Source organism: Rhodococcus sp. CH91, assembly GCF_022554085.1.
Taxonomy (GTDB): Bacteria; Actinomycetota; Actinomycetes; order Mycobacteriales; family Mycobacteriaceae; genus Rhodococcus.
On the sequence record NZ_JAKFYR010000018.1, the window covers coordinates 12478 to 35834 of the forward strand.

The 23357-nt window shown below is 69.0% G+C and carries 24 protein-coding genes; 14 read left to right on the top strand and 10 right to left on the bottom strand.

Features of this window, described 5'->3' with window-relative positions; genetic code table 11:
* The first annotated feature begins 44 nt into the window (after nucleotides 1-44).
* From MOM01_RS22175 to mnhG, 10 genes are all read left to right on the top strand, one after another.
* Nucleotides 45-767: a phosphatidylserine decarboxylase gene (locus tag MOM01_RS22175; protein ID WP_241387606.1), complete on the top strand. Its 723-nt coding sequence runs from the start codon at nucleotides 45-47 to the stop codon at nucleotides 765-767.
* Nucleotides 764-1681, top strand: a complete 918-nt coding sequence (locus MOM01_RS22180) for a CDP-alcohol phosphatidyltransferase family protein (protein ID WP_241387607.1) — start codon at nucleotides 764-766, stop codon at nucleotides 1679-1681. Before MOM01_RS22175 ends, MOM01_RS22180 begins: the two co-directional genes overlap by 4 nt.
* An 87-nt stretch (nucleotides 1682-1768) precedes the next feature.
* The gene (locus MOM01_RS22185; RefSeq protein ID WP_241387608.1) at nucleotides 1769-3973 is read left to right on the top strand and encodes an AAA family ATPase; all 2205 of its coding nucleotides are present in this window, start codon (nucleotides 1769-1771) and stop codon (nucleotides 3971-3973) included.
* A gap of 1 nt (nucleotide 3974) precedes the next feature.
* Nucleotides 3975-5168, top strand: coding sequence for a hypothetical protein (locus MOM01_RS22190; RefSeq protein ID WP_241387609.1), 1194 nt, complete (start codon nucleotides 3975-3977; stop codon nucleotides 5166-5168).
* 200 nt (nucleotides 5169-5368) lie between these two features.
* Complete coding sequence (locus tag MOM01_RS22195) at nucleotides 5369-8206, top strand: Na+/H+ antiporter subunit A (protein WP_241387610.1); 2838 nt, start codon at nucleotides 5369-5371, stop codon at nucleotides 8204-8206.
* Nucleotides 8203-8871: a Na(+)/H(+) antiporter subunit C gene (locus tag MOM01_RS22200; RefSeq protein WP_241387611.1), complete on the top strand. Its 669-nt coding sequence runs from the start codon at nucleotides 8203-8205 to the stop codon at nucleotides 8869-8871. Before MOM01_RS22195 ends, MOM01_RS22200 begins: the two co-directional genes overlap by 4 nt.
* On the top strand, nucleotides 8868-10457 hold the full coding sequence (locus MOM01_RS22205; protein ID WP_241387612.1) for a Na+/H+ antiporter subunit D: 1590 nt from the start codon (nucleotides 8868-8870) through the stop codon (nucleotides 10455-10457). The genes MOM01_RS22200 and MOM01_RS22205 overlap by 4 nt, the downstream gene beginning before the upstream one ends.
* Entirely contained in the window at nucleotides 10457-11005 is a 549-nt protein-coding gene (locus MOM01_RS22210; protein WP_241387635.1) for a Na+/H+ antiporter subunit E, read from the top strand. The genes MOM01_RS22205 and MOM01_RS22210 overlap by 1 nt, the downstream gene beginning before the upstream one ends.
* Nucleotides 11002-11262: a monovalent cation/H+ antiporter complex subunit F gene (locus tag MOM01_RS22215; protein WP_241387613.1), complete on the top strand. Its 261-nt coding sequence runs from the start codon at nucleotides 11002-11004 to the stop codon at nucleotides 11260-11262. The genes MOM01_RS22210 and MOM01_RS22215 overlap by 4 nt, the downstream gene beginning before the upstream one ends.
* On the top strand, nucleotides 11259-11588 hold the full coding sequence (gene mnhG, locus MOM01_RS22220; protein ID WP_241387614.1) for a monovalent cation/H(+) antiporter subunit G: 330 nt from the start codon (nucleotides 11259-11261) through the stop codon (nucleotides 11586-11588). Before MOM01_RS22215 ends, mnhG begins: the two co-directional genes overlap by 4 nt.
* 31 nt (nucleotides 11589-11619) lie before the next feature.
* On the opposite strand, the gene MOM01_RS22225 is transcribed toward mnhG, so the two are convergent.
* The 4 genes from MOM01_RS22225 to MOM01_RS22240 all read right to left on the bottom strand — a co-directional run bounded on the left by MOM01_RS22225 (nucleotide 11620) and on the right by MOM01_RS22240 (nucleotide 14660).
* Nucleotides 11620-12741, bottom strand: coding sequence for a glutamate--cysteine ligase (locus tag MOM01_RS22225; RefSeq protein ID WP_241387615.1), 1122 nt, complete (start codon nucleotides 12739-12741; stop codon nucleotides 11620-11622).
* Nucleotides 12742-12859: 118 nt separating this feature from the next.
* Entirely contained in the window at nucleotides 12860-13510 is a 651-nt protein-coding gene (locus tag MOM01_RS22230; protein ID WP_241387616.1) for a superoxide dismutase family protein, read from the bottom strand.
* 91 nt (nucleotides 13511-13601) lie between these two features.
* Entirely contained in the window at nucleotides 13602-14231 is a 630-nt protein-coding gene (locus tag MOM01_RS22235; RefSeq protein WP_241387617.1) for a LytR C-terminal domain-containing protein, read from the bottom strand.
* Between the two features lie 78 nt (nucleotides 14232-14309).
* Nucleotides 14310-14660: a DUF3263 domain-containing protein gene (locus tag MOM01_RS22240; RefSeq protein WP_241387618.1), complete on the bottom strand. Its 351-nt coding sequence runs from the start codon at nucleotides 14658-14660 to the stop codon at nucleotides 14310-14312.
* A gap of 132 nt (nucleotides 14661-14792) precedes the next feature.
* Between MOM01_RS22240 and MOM01_RS22245 the strand changes: the two genes are divergently transcribed.
* From MOM01_RS22245 to MOM01_RS22255, 3 genes are read left to right on the top strand one after another with little or no spacing between them, the layout of a single operon-like run.
* Nucleotides 14793-15392, top strand: a complete 600-nt coding sequence (locus MOM01_RS22245; RefSeq protein WP_241387619.1) for a peptide deformylase — start codon at nucleotides 14793-14795, stop codon at nucleotides 15390-15392.
* 10 nt (nucleotides 15393-15402) lie between these two features.
* Entirely contained in the window at nucleotides 15403-16368 is a 966-nt protein-coding gene (locus MOM01_RS22250) for an N-acetylglutamate synthase, CG3035 family (RefSeq protein WP_241387620.1), read from the top strand.
* Between the two features lie 18 nt (nucleotides 16369-16386).
* Entirely contained in the window at nucleotides 16387-17190 is an 804-nt protein-coding gene (locus MOM01_RS22255; protein WP_241387621.1) for an exodeoxyribonuclease III, read from the top strand.
* A gap of 11 nt (nucleotides 17191-17201) precedes the next feature.
* Here the strand turns inward: MOM01_RS22255 and MOM01_RS22260 are convergent, their stop codons facing one another.
* On the bottom strand, nucleotides 17202-17615 hold the full coding sequence (locus tag MOM01_RS22260; protein ID WP_241387622.1) for a GNAT family N-acetyltransferase: 414 nt from the start codon (nucleotides 17613-17615) through the stop codon (nucleotides 17202-17204).
* A 157-nt stretch (nucleotides 17616-17772) separates the two neighbouring features.
* Here MOM01_RS22260 and thiD point away from each other — a divergent pair, with 157 nt between their 5' ends.
* On the top strand, nucleotides 17773-18618 hold the full coding sequence (thiD, locus tag MOM01_RS22265; protein ID WP_241387623.1) for a bifunctional hydroxymethylpyrimidine kinase/phosphomethylpyrimidine kinase: 846 nt from the start codon (nucleotides 17773-17775) through the stop codon (nucleotides 18616-18618).
* Nucleotides 18619-18652: 34 nt separating this feature from the next.
* Here the strand turns inward: thiD and MOM01_RS22270 are convergent, their stop codons facing one another.
* From MOM01_RS22270 to MOM01_RS22290, 5 genes are all read right to left on the bottom strand, one after another.
* Nucleotides 18653-20122 carry a M20/M25/M40 family metallo-hydrolase gene (locus MOM01_RS22270; protein ID WP_241387624.1) on the bottom strand — a complete coding sequence of 490 codons (1470 nt, stop codon included), beginning with the start codon at nucleotides 20120-20122 and terminating at the stop codon, nucleotides 18653-18655.
* A gap of 69 nt (nucleotides 20123-20191) precedes the next feature.
* The gene (locus MOM01_RS22275; RefSeq protein WP_241387625.1) at nucleotides 20192-20971 is read right to left on the bottom strand and encodes an ABC transporter permease; all 780 of its coding nucleotides are present in this window, start codon (nucleotides 20969-20971) and stop codon (nucleotides 20192-20194) included.
* Complete coding sequence (locus MOM01_RS22280; protein WP_241387626.1) at nucleotides 20971-21897, bottom strand: ABC transporter ATP-binding protein; 927 nt, start codon at nucleotides 21895-21897, stop codon at nucleotides 20971-20973. The genes MOM01_RS22275 and MOM01_RS22280 overlap by 1 nt, the downstream gene beginning before the upstream one ends.
* A gap of 66 nt (nucleotides 21898-21963) precedes the next feature.
* The gene (locus tag MOM01_RS22285) at nucleotides 21964-22497 is read right to left on the bottom strand and encodes a hypothetical protein (RefSeq protein ID WP_241387627.1); all 534 of its coding nucleotides are present in this window, start codon (nucleotides 22495-22497) and stop codon (nucleotides 21964-21966) included.
* Between the two features lie 82 nt (nucleotides 22498-22579).
* Nucleotides 22580-23356: a thiazole synthase gene (locus tag MOM01_RS22290; protein WP_241387636.1), complete on the bottom strand. Its 777-nt coding sequence runs from the start codon at nucleotides 23354-23356 to the stop codon at nucleotides 22580-22582.
* Between the last annotated feature and the right edge of the window lies 1 nt (nucleotide 23357).

Consider the following 23357-nt stretch of genomic DNA (forward strand, 5'->3'; position numbering starts at 1 on the left):
GGCGCGGTTCACAGCTCACCGATCGCCAGCGATAAGAGGAGCCCGTGGCACGTAAGCCGACGCCCGCCGGAACACCCCCCACCAGTGGCGTAGCCCATGTGGTCGACCTGGTCAGGCATGTCGTCCCACCGATGCATCCGGGTGGGATCCCCTTCGTCGCGGCCCCGCTCGCCGTGGCGGCACTGGGGCGCCGTAAGACCTGGCTGCGTCGCGCCGGCCTCGCCTCGGCCCTCGCCTGCGCCACCTTCTTCCGGCATCCGCATCGCGTGCCACCCAACCGGATCGGCGTGGTCGTCGCTCCGGCCGACGGTGAGATCGCCCTCGTCGACAGCGCGGTGCCCCCGGCCGAACTCGGTCTCGGCACCGAGGAACGTCCGCGGGTGAGCATCTTCCTGTCCGTACTCGACGTCCACGTGCAGCGCAGCCCCGTCGGCGGCACCGTCCGGTCGGTGGTCCACACCCCCGGCAAGTTCCTCTCCGCCGACCTCGCCGACGCCAGCGAGGTCAACGAGCGCACGAGCATGCTGATCGAGACCCGCGACGGCACCGAGGTCGCCGTCGTCCAGATCGCCGGGTTGCTCGCGCGCCGCATCGTCAACGACGCGCAGGTCGGCGACACCCTGCCGATCGGCGACACCTACGGTCTGATCCGCTTCGGATCCCGGGTGGACACCTATCTGCCGGTGGGCAGCACCCTGCTGGTCGAACGGGGTCAGCGCACCATCGGTGCGGAGACCGTCCTCGCCCAGTTGCCCACGGTGTCGTGAACCCCCACGCCCAGGGGGCGCGGGCGGCAGCGACCGGGCCGGGCCGCAACCGGCCCAATGTCGTCCGCCTGTTGCCCAGCGTCATCACCATCCTGGCGTTCTCCGCCGGCCTGTCGGCCGTGAAGTTCGCCCTCGACGGAGAATTCGGCACCGCCCTCGGCATGATCGGTGCCGCGGCGATCCTCGACTCGCTGGACGGGCGCATCGCGCGCATGCTCGACGCGACCAGCAAGATCGGCGCCGAACTCGACTCGCTGTCCGACGCGGTCGCGTTCGGTGTCGCACCCGCGCTGGTCCTGTACGTGACGATGCTCGACGGCAGCCCCTTCGGCTGGATCGTCGCCCTGCTCTATGCGGTCAGCCTGATCCTGCGACTGGCACGGTTCAACACACTGCTCGACGACGACAGCGTCCCCGCCTACGCCCGCGAGTACTTCGTCGGCGTACCGGCACCGGCGGCCGCCCTCGTCGCACTCGCTCCGGTCGCGGCCTACATCCAGTGGGGTGACGGCTGGTGGACCACCTACGCACTGGTCGCGGTGTGGATCCTCGGAACCGCATGCCTGGCGGTCAGCCGGATTCCGACCTTCGCGATGAAGTCCGCCTCCGTGCCCGCCCGGCTCGCCGTCCTGCTGCTCGTGCTGGTGGCGGTGGCCGCGGCCGCGCTCGTCACGTATCCCTTCATCCTGATGCTCGTGCTCGTCGGTATCTACCTCGCGCACATCCCGTTCGCGGTCCGCTCGCGCCGCTGGGTCGCCGCGAGGCCCGAGACCTGGGACATCAAGCCTTCGGAGCGGCGAGCGTTGCGGGCCCGTACCCGTGCGGAGCGTCCCCGTCGTGTCGCGGCGCGTCGCGTGGCGACCACGGCGCGATCCCAGGCGCGACTCGGGCTGCGTCGTCCGCGCGGACACTGACCCGCACTGACACCGACACGCGCGACCCGCACGGACACCGACACGCGCGACCCGCACGGGCGGTCGGTAGGTTCTAGGCTCGGCGGGGTGACGAACCCACAACTCTCGCTCACCGTCCGACTCAACACGTCCGCCGCCGATGCCCGGCGCGGTGTCGTGCGACTGCACCCCGAGGCGCTGGCCGCACTGGGCCTGCGGGAGTGGGACGCCATCGCGCTGGTGGGTGCCCGTCGCACCGCTGCGGTCGCCGGCCTCGCGCCGGCCGGGATCCCGACCGGCACGATCCTGCTCGACGACGTCGTGCTGTCCAACACCGGCCTGCGGGAGGACTCCGCCGTCGTCGTGGAACCCGTCACCGTCTACGGCGCACGCACGGTGACGGTGACCGGCTCCGCGCTCGCCCGGCAGTCGATCCCGGAGACCACGCTGCGGCAGGCACTGCTCGGCAAGGTTCTCACCGTCGGCGACGCCGTCTCCCTGCTGCCGCGGGATCTCGGGCCGGGCACGAGCAATGCCGAGACCACCCGGGCACTCTCCCGCACGTTCGCGATCGCGTGGACCACCGAACTGCTCACCGTGTCCGCGGTCGACCCGGCCGGGCCGGTCAGCGTGCAACCGAACACCGCCGTCGTGTGGGGCGGGAGCCCGAACTCGGCCGTCGCCGTGCCCGGGCGGGCGGCCTCCGCCCCCTCCGCGGGACTGCCGGGCCGGCACGACACGGCGCCGGCAGCCACCACGCCACCACCGCCGCCGGTCGAGGATCTCGTGGGGGTGCAGGCACAGGCCGCGAAACTCACCGAGTGGCTCACCCTCTCGCTCGACGAACCCGAACTGCTGCGTACCCTCGGCGCCTCACCGCATCTCGGCGTGCTCGTGACGGGCCCCGCCGGTGTCGGCAAGGCGACCTTCGTGCGCTCGGTCGTCGCGGGCAGGCATCTGGTGGAGGTCGACGGACCGGGTGTGGGCGCGCTCGCCGCCGAGGACAGGCTGCGGCGCATCTCCGCCGCGGCCGACTCGATGCGCGGCGGCGGTGTCCTGCTGCTCACCGATGTCGATGCCGTCCTGCCCTCCGACACCGAACCCGTCGCGACGTTGATCCTCGACGAATTGCGCCGGGTGGTCGACACCGAAGGAGCGGTGCTGATCGCGACCACCGCGCATCCCGACGCCGTCGACGCCCGGTTACGAGCCCCCGAGATCTGCGACCGGGAACTGTCCCTGCCGTTGCCCGACGGCACGACCCGCCGCGCGTTGCTCGACGTGCTGTTGCGCTCGGTGCCCTCGTCCGATCTCGACCTCGCCGCCGTCGCGGGCCGCACACCCGGATTCGTGGTCGCCGACCTCGCAGCGCTGTGCCGTGAGGCCGCGCTCCGGGCGGCCTCACGAGCGAACCGTGACGACGGCGAACCGTCACTCGTCCAGGACGACCTGCTCGGCGCACTCGAGGTGATCCGGCCCCTGTCACGCTCGGGCACGGAGGAACTCGCGATCGGCAGTGTGAGCCTCGACGACGTCGGTGACATGGCCGAGACGAAGCAGGCCCTGACCGAAGCGGTTCTGTGGCCGCTGCAGCATCCCGACTCGTTCGAGCGCCTCGGCGTCGACCCGCCGCGCGGTGTGCTGTTGTACGGGCCTCCCGGTTGCGGCAAGACCTATCTCGTCCGCGCGCTCGCCGGCACCGGACGCCTGAGCGTCCACGCGGTCAAGGGCGCCGAGTTGATGGACAAGTGGGTGGGCGCCTCCGAGAAAGCGGTCCGCGAACTGTTCGAACGTGCCCGCAATTCCGCCCCTGCCCTGGTCTTCCTCGACGAGATCGACGCCCTCGCGCCGCGTCGCGGCCAGAGTTCGGATTCGGGTGTCTCCGACCGCGTCGTCGCGGCCTTGCTCACCGAGCTCGACGGTGTCGAGCCGCTGCGCGATGTCGTGGTGGTCGGCGCGACCAACCGGCCCGACCTGATCGATCCGGCTCTGCTGCGTCCGGGACGACTCGAGCGTCTGGTGTTCGTACCGCCGCCCGATGCCGAAGCACGCGCGGCCATCCTGAAGACCGCCGGACGGTCGGTGCCGCTCGACGACGATGTCGATCTCGACGTCCTCGCCGAGGGACTCGAGGGATATTCGGCCGCGGACTGCTCGGCACTGCTGCGAGAAGCCGCGCTCGCGGCGATGCGCCGCAACGTCGATGCCGCCGTCGTGACCGCGGAGGACGTGGCCGTGGCCCGGAAGAATGTGCGGCCGTCGCTCGACCCGGTGCAGGTCGCGCATCTGCAGGCCTACGCGGAGAGTCGTTGAGATGCCCGTCTCCACCGCGGTTCGGGTCGCCGGCCCCGCAGCCGTCCTCGCGGCCTTCCTCGCAGCGGCAGTCGCCGTCCTCGTACCGGCCGCAGGTGAGTCCCTGCTGCCCGGCGGCACCCGCAGCGACGCTGCCCCCGTGATCACCGCCGGGCTCGCCGTACTCGCGGCGGCGGGCCTTCAGCGGACCGGCTCCCGGCGGACGGCGTGGTTGCTGGCGACGGGATCGGTCGTGGTACTCGGGTCGGTGCGTTACATCGTTCCCGCCGACGCCTCGGCCGACAGCCTGGCCGTCGTCGGATGGGTGGTCGCCGCGACGACCGGCGTGTTGCTCGGCGCGGCGACCACGGGATCGTGGGGATCGGCGACAGGTCAGTGGGCGCTGATCGCGGGTGGCTGGGCGGCCTTCCTCACCGCTGCGGCCGTCGGCTCCGAGGTTCCCGTGGACGTGATGCACTGGACGGTCCCGCAGTGGACGCTCGCCCTCGCACTCGTCGCGACGGTGGCCGCGTCACTGACGGTGCCCGCCGGAATGCGCGTGCAGCGGGCCGATCCACGACTGCTCGCGATCGTGGTGACCGCCGCCCTCGTGCTCTCCGCGGGGTACCGCCTCCTCGGTGAGTTCGCCGGTTCCCGTGCGGCCGGCACGGGTGTGCTGCCGTGGCTGATCGCCGGCGGAGCACTCGCGGTCGCGGTGATCGGCGCCGAACTCGTCGCGCGCGTGGTACCTCCGGGTGACGACCGGTTCGTTCTCGCGGTCACGGGTTCCGTGGCCGCGGCGTATCCCGTCCTCGTCGAACTGTGGGCGGGCATGCAGTCGTCGACCGCGCCCTGGTGGGTACTGCTGGTCGCGGTGGCAGCGGTGGTCGCCGGGGTCTACCTGTCTCCGTACATGCCGTACGCGCTTCCCGGTCTGCTGCTCGCGGCCGCGGTCTCGGCGGCGGCGGTGTGGTGGCCCCAGGAAATCGGCGAGGGCATCCCCTTCCCGGTGCGGGTCGCGCTCGTCGCGCTGGGCACCGGTCTCGCGCTCGGTGCGTCGCTGCCGGGTTCGGCTTCGGTCGCCGCCCTCGGGTTGGCGCTGCCCGTACCCGCGACGGTCGTCGTCGGGGCGGTGTGGATGCTGCCGGCAGAACCGCAGTGGCCCGCACTCGCACTGTTCGCCACCGCCGCGATCTGTGCCTGGCAGGTGCGTTAGCGCGCTCACCGCCCCGGTTCGCAAGCCTGCGAAGACAACCGTTAGGATAGGAACAATCCGTTTTGCCCGATGACGGCGAGCGGCGTGCATGTCGGGCGATCCCCGTTTCGGCGGTGTGCCGTGCGCTGTGACGACCGCGAGTCCGACAGCCCGCAGTCGGTTTCACCCCGCCGACAGGCCCGACCCCGACGGAGTGCCTTTTGATCGCCATACTCGTTGCCCACGCGGTTGCTGCACTATTGGCACCGCTCCTGGTCAGAGTCATGGGGAGAAACGCATTCCTACCGCTCGCGCTGGTACCCCTCGCGAGTCTCGGCTGGGTCGTCGCCAACTGGGGAACCGAACAACGCCTGCAAATCACCTGGGCATCGACGCTGTCGATGAATCTCGATCTGCGTTTCGACACCCTCTCCGCGATCATGTGCGTGCTCGTCCTGGGCATCGGCGCCTTGATCCTGCTCTACTGCTCGCGCTACTTCGAGGACGACGAACCCCGTCTCGGGATCTTCGCAGCCGAGATGGTCGCCTTCGCCGGAGTGATGTTCGGCCTGGTCGTCAGCGACAACATGTTGTTGCTGTACACCTTCTGGGAACTGACGACCGTGCTGTCGTTCCTGCTCGTGGGGCATTACGCCGAGCGCGCTTCCAGCCGCCGCGCGGCCACCCAGGCTCTGCTCGTGACCACGGCCGGTGGTCTGGCCATGCTGGTCGGCATCATCATGCTCGGCGAACTGGTGGGCAGTTACAACCTCTCCGACGTCGTCGCCGCGGCACCCCACGGCTGGTTCGCCGGGGTCGCGGTGGTGCTCGTGCTCATCGGCGCGCTGTCGAAGTCCGCGGTGGTGCCTCTCCATTTCTGGCTGCCCGGCGCGATGGCCGCCCCCACCCCGGTGTCCGGCTATCTTCACGCCGCCGCCATGGTCAAGGCCGGCATCTACCTCGTGGCCCGGCTCGCGCCCGGTTTCGCCGACAGCGCCGCCTGGCGTCCGATCGTCATCGGTCTCGGTCTCGCCTCGATGATCCTCGCCGGCTGGCGGGCGTTCCGCGCCTTCGACCTCAAGCTCATCCTGGCCTTCGGCACCGTCAGCCAGCTCGGTTTCCTCGTCGCCCTGGTGGGAACGGGCAGCCGGGAAGCGGCACTGGCGGGTGTGGCGATGATGATCGCGCACGCACTGTTCAAAGCCTGTCTGTTCATGGTGGTCGGCATCATCGACCACTCGACCGGCACTCGCGACATTCGCAAACTCGCGCATCTCGGCAGCACCGCTCCCTACCTGATGACGATCGCGATACTCGCGGCGGCGAGCATGGCGGGGCTACCCCCCTTCATCGGTTTCGTCGCGAAGGAAGCTGCACTGGAGTCGGCCCTGGTCGCCGACGTACTCCCCGAGTGGGCGCGAATCGCCACGACCGCCGGAATCGTGCTGGGTTCGATCCTCACCCTCGCCTACAGCATCCGGTTCGTCTGGGGTGCCTTCAGCCGCAAGCAGCTCAAACGGCCCAGTCCGGCGGTGCAGCACTTCCACGCCCCCGGGCCACTCCTCCTCGCCGCCCCCACGACCCTCGCCCTCGCCGGTCTGGCCGCAGGCTTCGCATCGTCGTGGATCGACCACCTGATCACCCCCTACGCGGACGCACTGCCCACCGCCCTCGCCAAGCCCTACCACCTGGCGCTGTGGCACGGATTCACACTCCCGTTGGGACTGACCGCCGTGGTGATCGCCGGCGGCACGGCTCTGTTCCTCGCCCACCGCACCATCGCGCGACTGCGCTTCGAACACCCCCCGCTCGGCAACGCCGACCGGATGTACGACGCGACCCTGCGCGGCATGGACATCCTGTCCCTCCGCCTGACCGCCTTCCTCCAGCGCGGTTCGCTGCCGCTGACCCAGGCGACGATCCTCATCACGCTCGTCCTGCTGCCGACCGTCCTGATGTTCTACTTCGGGATGAGCGCCGTCCCCACCACTCGCGCCTGGGATTCGATCTGGCAGCTCGCGGTGGGCCTGATCATGATCGCCGCCGCCGTCACCGCGACGGTGCTGCGCAACCGGCTCGCCGCTGTGCTGGTGGTCGGTGTGACCGGATACGGGCTCGGTGTGCTGTTCGCACTGCAGGGCGCCCCCGACCTCGCACTCACCCAGTTCCTCGTCGAAACCGTCACCCTGGTGATGTTCGTTCTGGTGCTGCGCAAGCTGCCCGCCGAGACCGATCCCGGCGCGGTCGTCGGCAGCAAGTTCGCCCGCGCTCTGCTCGGTGTCGCGGTGGGCGTCGTGGTGGCAGGCATCGGCGCGTACGCGGTGGCGGCACGCTCCGCGGAGCCGATCTCGCTGCTCCTGCCCGATGCCGCCTATTACGGAGGCGACGGCAAGAACATCGTCAACGTCCTGCTCGTCGACATCCGCGCGTGGGACACGCTCGGCGAGATCTCCGTCCTGCTCGTCGCTGCGACCGGCGTGGCGAGCCTGGTCTTCCGCACCCGCCGCTTCGGCAGCGCCCCCCGCGTCGCCGACGCGCCCGCCGCGCAACTGGACGCGGTGTCCGCCAGCAACGAGACCACCTGGTTGCTCGGCGGCGACCTCATCGATCCGCGTCACCGTTCGCTGATTCTCGAGGTCACCACACGGCTGGTCTTCCCCACCATGATGATCCTGTCGGTGTACTTCTTCTTCTCCGGGCACAACGCCCCCGGAGGCGGGTTCGCGGGCGGTCTCGTCGCCGGTCTCGCCCTCGTCCTGAGGTATCTCGCGGGAGGACGTTACGAGCTCGGAGAGGCGGTTCCCATCGACGCCGGAAAGATTCTCGGCCTCGGCCTGACCTTCGCTGCGGGAACCGCCCTGGTGTCGATGTTCCTCGGCGCCCCGGCGCTGTCGTCGGCGACCGTCGAGATGACGCTGCCGCTGCTCGGTGATATCAAACTCGTCACCGCGCTGTTCTTCGACCTCGGTGTGTATCTCATCGTGGTCGGGCTGGTCCTGGACGTGCTGCGCAGCCTCGGCGCGCGCCTCGACGCCGAGACGGTGGGTGAGAGCCGATGACCGCGAACATCACTCTTCTCGTCCTCGTGGCGGTGCTCGTCGCGGCCGGGGTGTACCTGCTGCTCGAGCGCAGCATCATCAAGATGCTGCTGGGACTGCTGCTCGCCGGAAACGGCATCAACCTGCTGGTGCTCACGCTGGGCGGTCCGGCGGGCCACGCTCCGATCGTCGGTACCGAGAGCGAACTGAACGAGGACATGGCCGACCCGCTCGCCCAGGCGATGATCCTCACCGCGATCGTGATCACGATGGGCGTGGCCGCCTTCGTACTCGCGTTGACCTACCGTTCGTACACCTACCGGGCGCGCGACGAGATCGAGAACGACCCCGAGGACACCCTGGTCTCGCAGCGGCGCAGTCTCGCAGATCTGCCCTCCCGCGACCGGTCGGACGATCCGCTCACCGGTATCCCGAGCAAGGGCGGCGACGCCTTCGACGCGGCGGGCAATCCCATCCCGCTCGACAAGCTCACCAATATCGAAGACCTCGAGGTCTACGAGGACCTGCACGACGGCGACTTCGACGATCCGACCGATTCGGCCTACACCGGGACCCACCCGAGCCCGCCGAGCCCCGACGGAAGCAACGGCGACGAACCCGCCCCGGACGAACACGAGCGTAAGAACAGGGACGACGGCACGACCGGGAAGGAGGATCGCCGATGAATCTCAGCGCCGCGAACCTCGTCCCCCTCCCGGTCCTCATCCCGCTGCTCGCCGCAGCCATGACGTTGATCGTCGGCCGGCGTCCTCGCGTCCAGCGGTGGATCACCGTCATCGCGCTGGTTGCCTCGCTCGTCGTGTGCGTGGCATTGCTCTACTACGCCGACTCCGACGGCATCGCCGTACTGCAGGTCGGCGGGTGGGAGGCACCGATCGGCATCTCCCTCGTCGTCGATCGCCTGTCCGCGCTGATGCTGGTCGTCTCGGCGATCGTGCTGCTGTCGGTGATGTTGTTCGCGGTCGGTCAGGGTATCCACGACGGCAACGAGCAACAGCCCGTCTCGATCTTCCTGCCGACCTATCTCGCACTGACCGCCGGCGTCAACATCGCCTTCCTGGCCGGCGACCTGTTCAACCTCTTCGTCGGCTTCGAGGTCCTCCTCGCGGCGTCGTTCGTCCTGCTGACACTCGGTGCGAGTGCCGACCGTGTCCGTGCCGGTGTCTCGTACGTCATGGTCTCGATGGTGTCCTCGCTGGTCTTCCTCGTGGGCATCGCCTTCGCGTACGCCGCCACGGGCACGCTGAATCTCGCCCAGATGGCCGTACGCATGGACGACGTCGCCTCGGGCACCCGGGCGGCGATCTTCGGTGTACTGCTCGTGGCCTTCGGCATCAAGGCTGCAGTGTTCCCGCTGTCGTCGTGGCTGCCCGACTCCTATCCCACCGCACCCGCACCGGTCACGGCCGTCTTCGCCGGTCTGCTGACAAAGGTGGGTGTGTACGCGATCATCCGGGCGCACAGCCTGTTGTTCCCGGGCGGTGAGCTCGACGACGTCCTACTCGTGGCCGGTCTGCTCACGATGATCGTCGGCATCCTCGGTGCGATCGCACAGAACGACATCAAGCGCCTGCTGTCCTTCACGCTCGTCAGCCACATCGGCTACATGATCTTCGGCGTCGCATTGTCGTCGCAGCTCGGGCTCGCCGGGGCCGTCTACTACGTCGGTCACCACATCCTCGTGCAGACCACGCTGTTCCTCGTGGTGGGTCTGATCGAGCGGCAGGCGGGCTCGGCGTCGCTGCGCAGGCTCGGCAGCTTGGCGCTCATGAGTCCGCTCCTCGCCGTGCTCTTCCTGATCCCGGCGCTCAATCTCGGCGGCATCCCGCCCTTCTCCGGGTTCATCGGGAAGGTCGCCCTGTTGCAGGCGGGCGCGGAGGACGGATCCGTGCTGGCGTGGACACTCGTGGCCGGTGGTGTCGTGACCAGCCTCCTCACGCTCTATGTCGTCGCGCGGATCTGGACGAAGGCCTTCTGGCGGGCCCGGGCCGACGCTCCGGAAGGCGACCTCGCCGATATCGGTCCCTCGGCACTGATCGACGAATCCACCACCGACATCTCGTTCGAGGAACGCCCGGACGTCGGCCGCATGCCCGCAGCAATGCTCGTGCCGACGATCTGGCTCGTGGCGATCGGCGTGTCGTTGACAGTCTTCGCCGGTCCGCTGCTCGACATCAGCAACCGTGCCGCGGAGAATCTGCGCGACCGCACGGTGTACATCGAGGCCGTGCTGGGGGGTGAGCAGGGATGATGAAACGCGCCAACGTCCTGCGGATGGCCGTCCTGGGATGGACGACCCTGGTGTGGGTGCTGCTGTGGGGCACGTTCAGCATCGCCAATATCCTCGGCGGCCTGCTCGTCTCGATCATCATCATGGTGGTACTGCCGTTGCCCCGCGTTCCGGTCGAGGGCCGAGTGCACCTGTGGTCGGCGATGCGGCTCGGTGGCGTGATCTTCGTCGAGACGATCCGGTCGACGATCAACGTGGCCTGGCTCGCGATCCGGCCCGCTCCGCCGCCGGTCACCGGCGTGCTGCGCTGCAGGCTCACCATCAAGTCCGACCTCGTGCTCACCCTGTGGACAGACATCATGAACAACATCCCGGGCACCATGGTGCTCGAGATCGATCAGGTGCGGCGGATCATGTACGTGCACGTCCTCGACGTGAGCACCGACAAGGCCGTGGCCGATTTCTACCGTTCCGCCCGGCTGATCGAACGGCTGCTCATCCGGACCTTCGAACGGGACTCGGAATGGCAGGCCAGCCCCTGGCGTAGTGGAACGGAGGAACTGACGTGACCGTGATACTCGCGATCGCGGGAGCACTGCTGTTCGTCTCCGCGGTCCTGATCACCTACCGCGTGATCGCGGGCCCCAACTCCCTCGACCGGCTGGTCGGCGTCGATGCGCTGCTCGCCCTCGGGATCTGCGGAATCGCGATCTGGGCGGTGTACACGCGCGACACGACGGTGCTCCCCGCCACCGTGGCGCTGTCGCTGGTCGGCTTCATCGGTTCGGTGTCCGTCGCTCGATTCCGGGTGCGTGACGAACAATGACGACGATTCTCGACGGGTTCGCCCACGTACTCATCCTCATCGGTGCGCTCATCTCGCTGACCGCCGCGATCGGCGTGGTTCGTTTCCGCGACACCCTCTCGCGCATGCACCCCGCCACGAAACCCCAGGTGGTGGGTCTGCTCTTCGTGCTCGGCGGGGCGATGATCGTCCTGCGCAGCTCGATCGACATCTGGATGCTGGTCCTGTCGGGCATGTTCATGGTGCTCACCGCGCCCGTGATCGCGCATCGGGTGGGCCGCGTCGCCTACCGGGAGCAACTCGGCCGCGACGGTCTGCTCGACGAGGACGCACCGGGCGGCGCCTGAACCGAGGCGTCGGGAGGACCGCGCCCGCGGGTTACGCCTCGAGTTCCTCGACGAGCGAGTCGACCACGGCGACGAGATCTCCCCCGGTCGCCTCGGCGATCCGGCGCTGGCGCTGGTAGGACGCGCCTCGCACCGGGATGTCCGCGACCCGCGCGAGTTCGTCGGTACATCCGAGCCGCACCGCGGTGGGCGTGATCTGTTCGAGGAGATCGTTCAGGTCGTCGGTGACGAGTCGTTCGGTACACACCGGATCGAGGATGACCTCGGCGTCGAGCCCGTACCGGGCCGCGCGCCACTTGTTCTCCTTGACGTGCCAAGGTTGCAGGACGGGAAGGTCCTCTCCCCGTTCGAGGCATTCGTCGAAATAGACGACGAGCGAATGCACGAACGCAACGAGCGCCGCGAGTTCCCGCCGATTGGTGATGCCGTCGAAGACCCGGATCTCGAGGGTGCCCCATTTCGGCGCCGGCCGGATGTCCCAGTGCATCCCTCCCGGATGGCTGATGACCCCCGACTTGAGCTGGTCGGCGATGAATTCCGCGTATTGCGCCCAGTCGGCGAAGTGATAGGGCAGCCCGGCGGTCGGCAGTTGCTGGAACATCAGTGCGCGGTTGCTCGCGTAGCCCGTGTCGTAACCCGCCCATATCGGCGAGGAAGCCGACAGGGCGAGCATGTGGGGATATTTCACGAGCATCGCGTTGAGGATGGGGATGACCTTCTCCGCGGAGGAGACGCCGACGTGCACGTGCACACCCCAGATGAGCATCTGCCGTCCCCACCACCGGGTGCGGTCGATCATCTCGTCGTAGTGGGGAGACGGAGTGACGGTCTGGTCGGTCCACTGCGCGAACGGGTGGGTACCCGCGCACATCAGGTCCACCCCGTGGGGATCCGCGGCGCGGCGCAACAAGGAGAGCGATTCGGACAGGTCGTCGACCGCCTCGGCGACGGTGTCGTGCACGTCGGTGACGAGTTCGACGGTGTTCCGCAGGAATTCCTTGGTCAACCTCGGGGTCTGTCCCGCGATCTCGTTGACCTCGTCGAAGACGACCGCCGCGCTGTTCGAGAGATCGCGGGTGGTCTTGTCCACCAGAGCGATCTCCCACTCCACGCCGAGGGTGGGGCGGGGTGAACCCGGAAACGCGACTGCCACGACCCCGATCCAACCACAGGGCCCCGCGGACGGAGATCCGTCTGCGGGGCCCTGTGTCGGGAATTACGGACGTGCTCGCCCGCTCGTGAGCCGACGAGGACTCACCGGATGGGCTGGGTCACTCGACCACGCCGCAGGCGAGTCGCGCACCGAGGTTGTCCTCGTGCACGATCACCGAGGTGCCGTCCTCGCCCTGCAGATCCTCGAGCGTGAACTGCGAGGTGGTGACCGTCGCGGTGGCAGTGCCGTCCTCGTGGACTACGAGCGAGACCAGGTCGCCGCTCTCGGGGACCGAGGTGCTGCCGGCGACCTGCAGGTGTGCGCCCGCGGAGAGGAATGCGCCGGGCTCGCCGCCGGCGGGCGCGGTGGACTGTGCCTCGCACCGGCCGAATTCGTGGACGTGGACACCGTGGTATCCGGGCTCGAGTCCCTCGACCTCGACGGTCACGTCGACCTCGCCGTCGTTCTCCGCGAACGAGACCGTGCCGGCGGGCCGGCCGTCGGCCGTGGTCAGCTCGGCGGTGAGCGCAGCGGCGGAAGCGGCGGGGGAAGCACCACCGGTCGTCGCCGCGGTTCCGGTCTCGGTGCTGTGGTCGTCGCCGTGATCCTCGGAGGCCGGCGCGGGCGATCCCGTCCACACCGGCGGAGTGGTGCCCGGCACGTCGGTCGGCTCCTCGCCGTTCGAGCACGCAGTCAGGCCCACCGCGGCGATCGCGACGATCGGGGCCAGAGCACGCCAGGACATGCGACGGGTGGAACTGGAGACCATCAAACCGCTCCTTCGAAGTGCCGAAAAGTCACCCGATCATAACCGGGTCATTCGGCCGGCTCCCCGGTGGCGGACCGAAGACCGTCCCGCGTCAGCCGGAGGTGACGATGACGATCACACCGGGAGGCGCGTCGCGGATGCCCTCGAAGCGAGGCTGGGCGGAGACACCGAGAGCTTCGGCGACGGCCGTCGCGGTCTGCTGTTCGCCCGGCGACGTCCCGTAGAACACCGAGGTCCGGGTGAGCAGACCTTCGCTGTAGTTCCCGGTCTCGCTGACCGTGAAGCCCTCGTCCTCGAGGAAACTCGCGGTCTGCGCTGCGAGACCGGAGACCTCGGAGTTGTTGAACACCCGGACGGGTGCCGAGGCGACGGCGGAGGTGCCGGCGGACGCGGCGAGCGATGTTCCGGTCTCCGTAGGGAGTGCAGGAGCCGGCGTCGCCGGTCCGGAGGTGGTGGTAGCCGCCGCGGCCGGCGGTGAGGCGGTAGCCCCACCGGCCCGGGGCGCGGGCGATGCGACGGACGGCACGGACGTCGCCGTGGTGGTCGTCGCGGGCGCGGCCGCGGGAGCCGAGTCGTCGGAGCCACCGAGCGAGGCGAAACCCAGTCCGGCGAACAGGATGCCCAGAGAGATCAGGACCATTGCGAACGCACGCAGAGGCGGTCCCGAGGATGCAGGTGCGCGATTGGGGCTCTCGGGGGTTCTGCTCACGACCTCGACCATAGTTGCCCGGATGCACGCGGCGCTGCCGACCGGCCTCGCGTGTCGACTTCGCGGCCGGCCGGGCCCCCACGCGCCGGATCAGCGCGTGTCGAAACCGAGCCGGCGGGCGGCGCGCGCCTTCTGACGGCTCGCGCGCAACCGGCGAAGCCGCTTGACCAGCATCGGATCGGCTGCGAGCGCCTCGGGTCGATCCACCAGGGCGTTGAGCACCTGGTAGTAGCGGGTGGCGGAGAGACCGAAGAGTTCCTTGATGGCGTCCTCCTTGGCCCCGGCGTATTTCCACCATTGCCGTTCGAACGCCAGGATGTCGAGATCGCGACGGCTCAGGCCGTTCGCCTCGTCTCCGGCGGGCGCCTGAGCAAGTGCGCCGTCGCCCTGCGGGGACGCGAGATCGGACCGGTCGTTGCCGTGCGCTGATGCGCCGTCCATTTCCCTCCTCGACTGACTGGTTCACACCGGCGACGAAAGAGTCTCCGTCTCGGCGGAAGTCATTCAACCACGGGGTACGGACACATACCGGTTCGAGAACTCCGTGAGTCGGTCCCATTATCCTGTGTCACCATGGCCATTCTTCCGATCGTCATCGTCGGCGACCCCGTCCTGCACAACCCGACCCGGCCGGTGACGGAGTCACCCGCCGAACTCGCCCAGCTGATCGGCGACATGTTCGAGACGATGGAGGCGGCCAACGGCGTGGGTCTCGCAGCCAACCAGGTCGGTGTCGACAAGAGACTGTTCGTCTACGACTGCCCCGACCGGGACGCGTCCGGAGCCGTGGTCCGGCGACGCGGCGTCGTCGTCAATCCCGTGCTCGAGACCTCGCAGATCCCCGAGACGATGCCCGATCCCGAGGACGATCTCGAGGGCTGCCTCTCCGTTCCCGGTGAGAACTTCCCGACCGGACGTGCCGACTGGGCGAAGGTCACCGGCACCGACGAGAACGGCGAGCCCGTCGAGATCGAGGGCCACGGATTCTTCGCCCGCATGCTGCAGCACGAGGTCGGGCATCTCGACGGCTACCTCTACGTCGACGTACTGATCGGACGCAACGCCCGTGCCGCCAAGAAGACGATCAAGCGGGCCGGCTGGGGCGTGCCCGGACTGACCTGGCTGCCCGGTTCGGTCGAGGACCCCTTCGGTCACGACGAGGACGACGACTGACGAGCCCGCGATGACGACCGATCGACCGGTTCCGTCGGCGCCCCTCGGCACCCGGGTGGTGTTGCGCTACCGACTGCCCGCAGGCTACAGCCATCCGATGACCGACGTCATCGGTGAACTCGTCTCCGTCGAACCGGTCGTCGCGGTGCGCACCGCAGACGGGCGGGTCGTGCAGGTCGCACCCTCATCGGTCGTCGCGCTCAAGGAGATCGCGGCACGGCCGATCCGTGTGTCCGAGATCCGCGCGCTCGAACATGCGGCCGCGGCGGGATGGCCCGGGCTGGAACTGGACTGGGTGGACGGATGGCTCGTGCGGGCCGGGCACGGCTTCTCCGGACGTGCGAATTCGGCGACGCCGCTGGGCGAGCGTGGGACGGTGGCCGATCCCGCCGACCCGGCCGTCCGGGCACGGTTGCGCGAGTGGTTCGCGGCGCGTGGCCTGCCCGTGCGACTGCTCGTGCCCGACCGGCTCGCCCGGATACCGGAGAGCTGGCCGACCTCGGATCCGGTGCTCGTCATGGGCGCAGACCTCGCGAACGTGCCGGTGCCGCCGGAGCCGGTGCCGGTCACCGTCACCGCTCAGCCGGATGCCGAGTGGATGTCGCTGTACCGGGGAGGGGACACCCCTCCGGTCGCACGGGATGTCCTCGGCGCAGTGGCCGCGGGCATCCTCGCTTTCGGACGCATCGGGGCCTCCGGGCAGCCACCGCTCGCGATCGGCCGGGCCGCGGTGACCGACGCCCCCGACGGACGCCGATGGGTGGGATTGTCGGCCGTGGAGGTCGCCCCCGAGCACCGTCGCCGCGGACTCGGCACACTCCTGTGCGGCGCACTGCTGAAGTGGGCCCGCGATCAGGCTGCGAGCCATGCCTACCTGCAGGTCACCGAGGACAACCTGGCGGCCCGGGCGATGTACCGCGAACTGGGCTTCGTCGACCACCATCGCTACCGGTACGCCTCCGAGCCGGTCGGCTAGGTCGCCTACAGTGGGCGTGTGCGTCTTGCTACCTGGAATGTGAACTCCGTCCGTGCCCGTACCGACCGCATCCTCGCCTGGCTGGAGCGAACCGGGACCGATGTGCTCGCGATGCAGGAAACCAAGTGCAAGGACGAGCAGTTCCCGTACGCGCGTTTCGAGGAACTCGGATACGAGGTCGCTCACGTCGGGCTGAGCCAGTGGAACGGTGTGGCCATCGCCTCCCGCGTGGGCGTCGACGACGTGCAGATCGGATTCGAGGACCAGCCCGGATTCTCCAAGGATCCGGATGCCGACCCGGCCCTCGAGGCGCGGGCGATCGGGGCGACCTGCGCAGGCGTGCGCGTGTGGAGTCTGTACGTACCCAACGGCCGCGATCTGAACGATCCGCACTACACATACAAGCTCGACTGGCTCGCCAAGCTGCGTGCCGATGCGCACGCCTGGGCAACCGCGGCGCCCGAGCAGCCCATCGCGCTGGTGGGCGACTGGAACGTCGCACCCACCGACGACGACGTGTGGGATCCGTCCTTCTTCGAGGGCAAGACGCACACCTCGCAGCCCGAGCGCGATGCCTTCCATGCTTTCGCCGAGGCCGGCTTCACCGACGTGGTGCGCCCACACGCCCCGGGTCCCGGGGTCTACACCTACTGGGACTACACCCAGCTCCGGTTCCCCAAGAAGCAGGGCATGCGTATCGACTTCGTCCTCGGCTCCCCCGCTTTCGCGGCGCGTGTGCGTCACGCGGAGATCGACCGCGACGAGCGCAAGGGCAAGGGCGCGAGCGACCATGCTCCCGTGATCGTCGATCTCGAGGTCTGAGCGGGCGGGTTTCAGGCCTTGCGGGCCGGTATCCTGCGCGCCGGCGTGGTGCGAGTCGGCGCGGTACGTGCCGGAGCGGTGCGCACCGGTTCCGTGCGCGTCGACTCGAGGGGAACGACGACGTCGCGGTAGTTCTCGTGCGCTGCCAGGAACCGCTGCACGTAGGTACACACCGGGCGCACCTGCCAGCCACGCTTGCGGGCGAGGTCGAGCGAACCACCCACGAGGACGGCCGCGAGACCGCGGTGACCGAAATCCTCGACGATCACGGTGTGCATGAAGTCGACGACCGGGCGGTTCGGTGCGACGGCACGCTCGAAGTCGTAGTAGCCGAGAATGCCGACGAGATCTCCGTTGAGGCGCAGTTCGAACCGGTTCTGGTCGGAGTTGTCCGACACGTTCAGGTCCGGCGAACTCGTGTTCATGAGCGCCTCCAGGGGGTAGAGCCGTGATCGAACTGTGACATAAGCCACTATAGGACACACGGGTGCCCACCGCCGGGAACGCTGTCGTATTTCGCAACGAAATCTCGCGTCAGCGCCGCCCGGCCGTGATCGGACACACCCTCGGTAGGGTGTGCGCGTGGACCTTCTGCCCTTGTCGCCTCGAGGCGAGACCCCGGTTCGAGCACTCACCATCGCCGGCACCGACTCCGGCGGTGGCGCCGGCATCCAAGCCGACTCGCGCACGATGGCGATGTGCGGCGTGCACGCGTGCGTGGCCGTGGCAGCCGTGACGATCCAGAACTCCGTCGGGGTCCGCGGGTTCCACGAGATCCCTCCCGAGACCGTCGCCGATCAGGTGCGCTGCGTGGTGGAGGACATCGGCGTGTCGGCCGCGAAGACGGGCATGCTCGCCTCGACCCCGATCATCGAGGCCGTCGCCGAGGTGTGCACCGAAGTGGGCATCGGCCGCGACCAGCAGGTGCCGCTCGTCGTCGACCCGGTGTGCGCGTCGATGCACGGCGATCCGCTGCTGCACGCCGACGCTCTCGACGCGATCCGCGGTGTGCTGATCCCCCGGGCCACCGTGGTCACGCCCAACCTCGACGAGGTACGGCTGATCACGAGCATCGAGGTGATCGACGACGTCTCGGCCCGTCACGCCGCCGAAGCCCTCCACGCGCTCGGCGCACAGTGGGTGATCGTGAAGGGCGGGCATCTGCGCAGTTCGGGTATGAGTACCGACCTGTTGTTCGACGGCGACCGTTTCCTCGAATTCAGCACACCGCGGATCGAGACCGGCAACGACCACGGTGGCGGCGACACACTCGCGGCGGCGATCGCCTCGGCCCTCGCGCACGGCAGGTCTGTGCCCGAGGCGGTCGAGTTCGCGAAGGAGTGGATCACCAAGTGCCTCGAGTGGGCCTACGACCTCGGGCACGGTCACGGTCCCGTGAACCCGCTGTGGCGCCTGCACCAGGACTGACGCAGGGGGTTCGTGAAGAGCACGACGGGTGTGCTCACTCGGTGAACTCGGCGCGCACCCGCGCACGCTGTTCGCCGGTCGGCACCCCGTCCGGACCCTCGACCGACATCGCGTAGGCACCCGTGCCGTACGCCACGGCGGACGCCGCCGCGGCGAGCGCGGCGCGGTCGATGTCGGCGAGGACGTCGTCGGGAGTGTGATAGTTCGGGTCGAAGGGTTCGTCGGCGACGCCGCCCCATCGCACGGCCTCCTCCGCGGTCTTGACCTCGTCGGCGCCGGTGAACACCCCTCCCGACGGGATACCGAGGGCCACGAAGGGTCCGTAATCGGAGCGTCCGTCGAAGTCCGTTCCCACGACGGCGATCCCCCGCTCGTCGAAGTACCGCGCGAAGGTCCGCTCGATGCCCGCCGAACCCTCCGGCCCGGGACCTTCACCGACGGCATCGGAGTCGTCTCCGTCGAACACCAGATATCCGGAATTCGGGGACCCGAGCATGTCGAAGTTCAGGTACAGGGCGATGTCCTGCCGCTCGTCCTCGGACAGGGATTCGACGTAACTGCTCGATCCGACCAGACCGACCTCCTCGGCTCCCCAGAATGCGAACCGGACGGCGTTCTCCACGCCGGGCTCACTGCCCAGTTGCAGAGCGGTTTCGAGGACGGCGGCGACACCGGTGCCGTTGTCGTTGATCCCCGGACCTTCCGGGACGCTGTCGAGGTGGGCGCCCACAACGACGACATCGTCGGTCGAACCCGTGCGGGTCTGGGTGACGACATTGCGCGAGCGCTGCTTCTCGGTGCGCGTCGCCAGCGTCAACGTCACCGTGGACGCTGCCGCGAGGCGATCCACATCGGGTCCTGCCACCCCGCCCACCGGGATGCGGGGCTGCGCATCCGCACCGAGACCCGCTCCGACGAGTGGCCCGTCCTCGTTGTTGGCGACGAGCAGCGCCGCCGCTCCCTGTTCCGCCGCGATCTGCTCCTTGAGCGCGAAGGTGCACACCCCGCGATCGACGATCACGACAGCACCGGCCGCGTCGGCGGAATCGTAGTCGGACTCTTCGCAGCCGGGTGTGTCGTCGGGGGCGATCCGCACCACGCGTGCGGTGAGTCCGTCCCTTCCCGTGGACGGCGACAGCCCCAGCGCACGTACCTCCATCGGGCTCCCGTCGACGGCGAGCTCCTCGTGGTCGACCTCGAACGAGGTGGTGTCGAACTCCGGTGTCCGGACATCGAATCCGGCGTCGCCCAGAAGGTCGACGACGTAGTCGACGCTCGCGTCGTAACCGGCGGTGCCGAGTGCCCGGTTGCCGCCGTTGTCGGCGGCGATCCGTTCGAGTGCGGCCAGATGGGAGGTCACGGCGTCGAGTTGCACGGCGTCGGCGAGTGCCTTCGGGTCCACCGGCGCGGATTGCTGCTCCCCGCCGGAGCATCCCGCGGCCAGCACGACACCCGCGGCGAGCAGAGCCACTCCCCGACTGCGCACCGCCCCGGCTCGTCCCACCGTTCGAGGGTACAGAAACGACACTGTGCCGCACGGGAAATCCGTGCGGCACAGTGCAGATGCAGCTTCTCAGGCGTCGCGGCGGTCGACCACCACGAGCGCCACAGCGAACACGAGGAACGAGAAGGCGGCGAAATACAGCAGTGACCCCCACGGGCCCCAATGGAAGTCGATGCCCTGACCCGTTCCCAGGAAGTGGTTGGCGTTCGCGAAGGGCAGGAACGGCTGGATCTCACGCCCCACGGAACCGAACAGCGAGAACAACGATTCGAGGAGCAACGGCCACAGCATGAGCAAGGCGATCGTCCCGGCCGACTGCCGCAACAGTGTGCCCAGACCGACCGCCAGGAAGACACACAGCAACGCGTAGATCGAGGTGCCGTAGATCGCGCGCCAGGCGGCGTCGCCGTCGAGCACGAGTTCCCGGCCGGCGTCCGGCCCGGCCAGCGCCTTCGCGAGATAGAACGCCCCGAGCGAGACGACGAACGTCAGGACGGCTCCGAGCACACCGATGAGCACGGCCTTCATCGTCAACAACAGGACGCGGTTCGGCGTGGCCTGGAAGGTCGTGCGGATGACTCCGAAGCGGTATTCGCTCGTGACCGACAGGGCGGCGAGGATCATGAGCACGAGCACACCGAAGCCGCTCACGCCGCTGACCGCGGCATCCACGGTGGGGAAGAAGTTGCCCATCTCGTCGTCCATGCCCACGGAGGCACGGGAGACCGAACCGAGGATCGCGGCCAGGCCCAGTCCCAGCGCGACGATGGCGACCGTGCACCACAGCGGTGACTGCACCGATGTGAGCTTGATCCGTTCGGCCCGCAGTGTGTCGAGCGCCGTACTCATCACAGTCCACCCTTCATGACGTCGACTCCGGATCCGTGGTACTCGACCTCGCCACCGGTGAGTTTCATGAACGCCTCCTCCAGGGAAGCGTTGCGGCTCACCAGTTCGTGCAACACGATCGACCGCGCTGCGGCGAGTTCCCCGATCTCCGCCGCCGTCGCCCCCGTGACGTGGAGGGCACCGTCGTCGTCGCGCACGGCATGCCCGCCTTCGGTGAGCACCGTGCGCAGCTCGTCGAGCTGTGGACTGCGCACGACGACGAACGACGTGGAGGCCCGGTCGACGAAGTCCTTCACCGAGGTGTCGGCGATGAGCCGGCCGCGGCCGATGACGATCAGGTGCTCGGCGGTCTGCGCCATCTCCGAGAGCAGGTGGCTGGACACCAGCACTGTGCGTCCTTCGGCCGCGAGTGCCTGCATGAACCGGCGGATCCACACGATACCCTCGGGGTCGAGACCGTTGACCGGTTCGTCGAACAGCAGCACCCGCGGGTCGCCGAGCAGCGCGGCGGCGAGACCGAGCCGCTGCGACATACCGAGCGAGAATCCGCCCGCACGCTTCCCGGCGACCTCCGTCAGACCCACCTGCCGCAGTACCTCGTCCACCCGCGACGAGGGCAGGCCGTTCGAGGCGGCGAGCCACGCCAGGTGCGAGCGCGCGGAGCGGTTGGGATGAACCCATTTCGCGTCGAGCAGCGCCCCGACGACCGAGAGGGGCCGCGCCAGTTCCCGATAGGGCTTCCCTTCGATCAGCGCGGTCCCCGAGGTCGGACGGTCCAGCCCCAGAATCATGCGCATCGTCGTCGACTTCCCCGCCCCGTTGGGGCCGAGGAAGCCGGTGACGATGCCGGGACGGACCGTGAACGTCAGGTCGTCGACCGCAGTCGTGGACCCGAAGGTCTTGGTCAAACCGGTCACTTCGATCATGCGCACCACCCTGCCGGAAAACGGCACGGGATGCAGCATCGGCCCGGTGGGAGCGGCCGCGAACCGTCAGGGCACGAACACCTCGGTCGTGACCGGGATGCTCGGATGGTCGGTGCGCACGGTGAGCTGCACCCGGCCCGGGCCGGTGCCGACCACCACCGTCATCGGCCGGCTGCTCGTATGGCTCGCGGGGACGAAGCGGCTCATCGAGCCCCGCTGCCCGGTGTCGAGGTTGTGCCATTCGATGATCGCCGTGAGGTCGCAGGCGAGAAGGGTCGGTGCCCAGGGGCCGAGGGGCGAGAACCCCTGCGTGAGCCGCAGTTCGATGGAGTGCATCGCCCCCGGAGCGGTTGAGTACTCCCAGAGCGGCCCGTCGAACGCGTTCCCCGAGGCGTTCAGGATCCCGGCGCAGATGCCGTTTCCGAGCGTCGGGACCGGAGACACCCGGACGTCGGTCATCGCGCATGTCCGGGGCCCGACGTTCGACCACCCGAGCATGCAGGGATCGGCGGCATGGGCCACGCCCGGAGCCGCGACGAACGCCGCGGCGCCCAGGATTCCGGCACATGCTGCCGAAGCGAATCTGTGTGCAATTGTCATGCCCGGGGAGCGTAATTCATACCGATCGGTCCGACTCGGTTTTCCGCCGACTTACCCACCCGGACGTCGATTCCGTCCGCCGTCACGGCTCCACGGGTGAGGATGCCTGCGCCCAGAAGCGTTTCGGAATCCGCCCGGCATGCCGCGCACGGAAACCCGCGTCGACCGCGTGCCGCATCGCCGACGCCATCAGCGCCGGATCCTTGGCGCGGGTGACGGCGGTGGCGAGCAGGACTGCATCGCAGCCGAGTTCCATCGCGAGGGCGGCATCGGAGGCGGTGCCGATGCCCGCATCGAGAATCACCGGCACTCCTGCCGCTTCGACGATCATCTCGATGTGATGCGGGTTCGAGATGCCGAGCCCGGTGCCGATCGGGGAACCGAGCGGCATCACCGCGGCGCAGCCGACGTCCTCGAGTCGCCGGGCGAGCACCGGATCGTCCGTCGTGTAGGGCAGGACGACGAACCCATCGTCGACGAGTTGCTCTGCGGCCGAAACGAGTTCGATGGCGTCGGGCAGCAGGGTGCGTTCGTCGGCGATGACCTCGAGCTTGACCCAGTCGGTTTCGAGAGCCTCCCGGCCGAGCTGCGCGGTCAGCACCGCCTCCTTCGCCCCACGGCAACCGGCCGTGTTCGGCAACGGCTCGATTCCGAGGCGGCGCAGCAGATCGAGCACACCGGTACCGGACGCCGCGTCGACGCGACGCATCGCGACGGTGGTCAGCTCCGTGCCCGACGCGACGAGCGCCTCCTCGAGCACGGCGAGATTGGCCGCACCGCCCGTCCCGGTGATCAGGCGCGACCCGAAGGTGCGCCCGGCGATGGTCAGCTGCGGCAGATCGGCGCCGGGATCGTGCATC

What these genes read in the sequence shown, in the direction of transcription:
- MOM01_RS22190 (WP_241387609.1), top strand. Translation starts at nt 3,975, where the DNA reads ATGCCCGTCTCCACCGCGGTTCGGGTCGCCGGCCCCGCAGCCGTCCTC.
- MOM01_RS22200 (WP_241387611.1), top strand. Translation starts at nt 8,203, where the DNA reads ATGACCGCGAACATCACTCTTCTCGTCCTCGTGGCGGTGCTCGTCGCG.
- MOM01_RS22205 (WP_241387612.1), top strand. Translation starts at nt 8,868, where the DNA reads ATGAATCTCAGCGCCGCGAACCTCGTCCCCCTCCCGGTCCTCATCCCG.
- MOM01_RS22210 (WP_241387635.1), top strand. Translation starts at nt 10,457, where the DNA reads ATGAAACGCGCCAACGTCCTGCGGATGGCCGTCCTGGGATGGACGACC.
- mnhG (WP_241387614.1), top strand. Translation starts at nt 11,259, where the DNA reads ATGACGACGATTCTCGACGGGTTCGCCCACGTACTCATCCTCATCGGT.
- MOM01_RS22230 (WP_241387616.1), bottom strand. Translation starts at nt 13,510, where the DNA reads ATGGTCTCCAGTTCCACCCGTCGCATGTCCTGGCGTGCTCTGGCCCCG.
- MOM01_RS22235 (WP_241387617.1), bottom strand. Translation starts at nt 14,231, where the DNA reads ATGGTCGAGGTCGTGAGCAGAACCCCCGAGAGCCCCAATCGCGCACCT.
- MOM01_RS22240 (WP_241387618.1), bottom strand. Translation starts at nt 14,660, where the DNA reads ATGGACGGCGCATCAGCGCACGGCAACGACCGGTCCGATCTCGCGTCC.
- MOM01_RS22245 (WP_241387619.1), top strand. Translation starts at nt 14,793, where the DNA reads ATGGCCATTCTTCCGATCGTCATCGTCGGCGACCCCGTCCTGCACAAC.
- MOM01_RS22250 (WP_241387620.1), top strand. Translation starts at nt 15,403, where the DNA reads ATGACGACCGATCGACCGGTTCCGTCGGCGCCCCTCGGCACCCGGGTG.
- MOM01_RS22260 (WP_241387622.1), bottom strand. Translation starts at nt 17,615, where the DNA reads ATGAACACGAGTTCGCCGGACCTGAACGTGTCGGACAACTCCGACCAG.
- MOM01_RS22275 (WP_241387625.1), bottom strand. Translation starts at nt 20,971, where the DNA reads ATGAGTACGGCGCTCGACACACTGCGGGCCGAACGGATCAAGCTCACA.
- MOM01_RS22280 (WP_241387626.1), bottom strand. Translation starts at nt 21,897, where the DNA reads ATGATCGAAGTGACCGGTTTGACCAAGACCTTCGGGTCCACGACTGCG.
- MOM01_RS22285 (WP_241387627.1), bottom strand. Translation starts at nt 22,497, where the DNA reads ATGACAATTGCACACAGATTCGCTTCGGCAGCATGTGCCGGAATCCTG.
- MOM01_RS22290 (WP_241387636.1), bottom strand. Translation starts at nt 23,356, where the DNA reads ATGCACGATCCCGGCGCCGATCTGCCGCAGCTGACCATCGCCGGGCGC.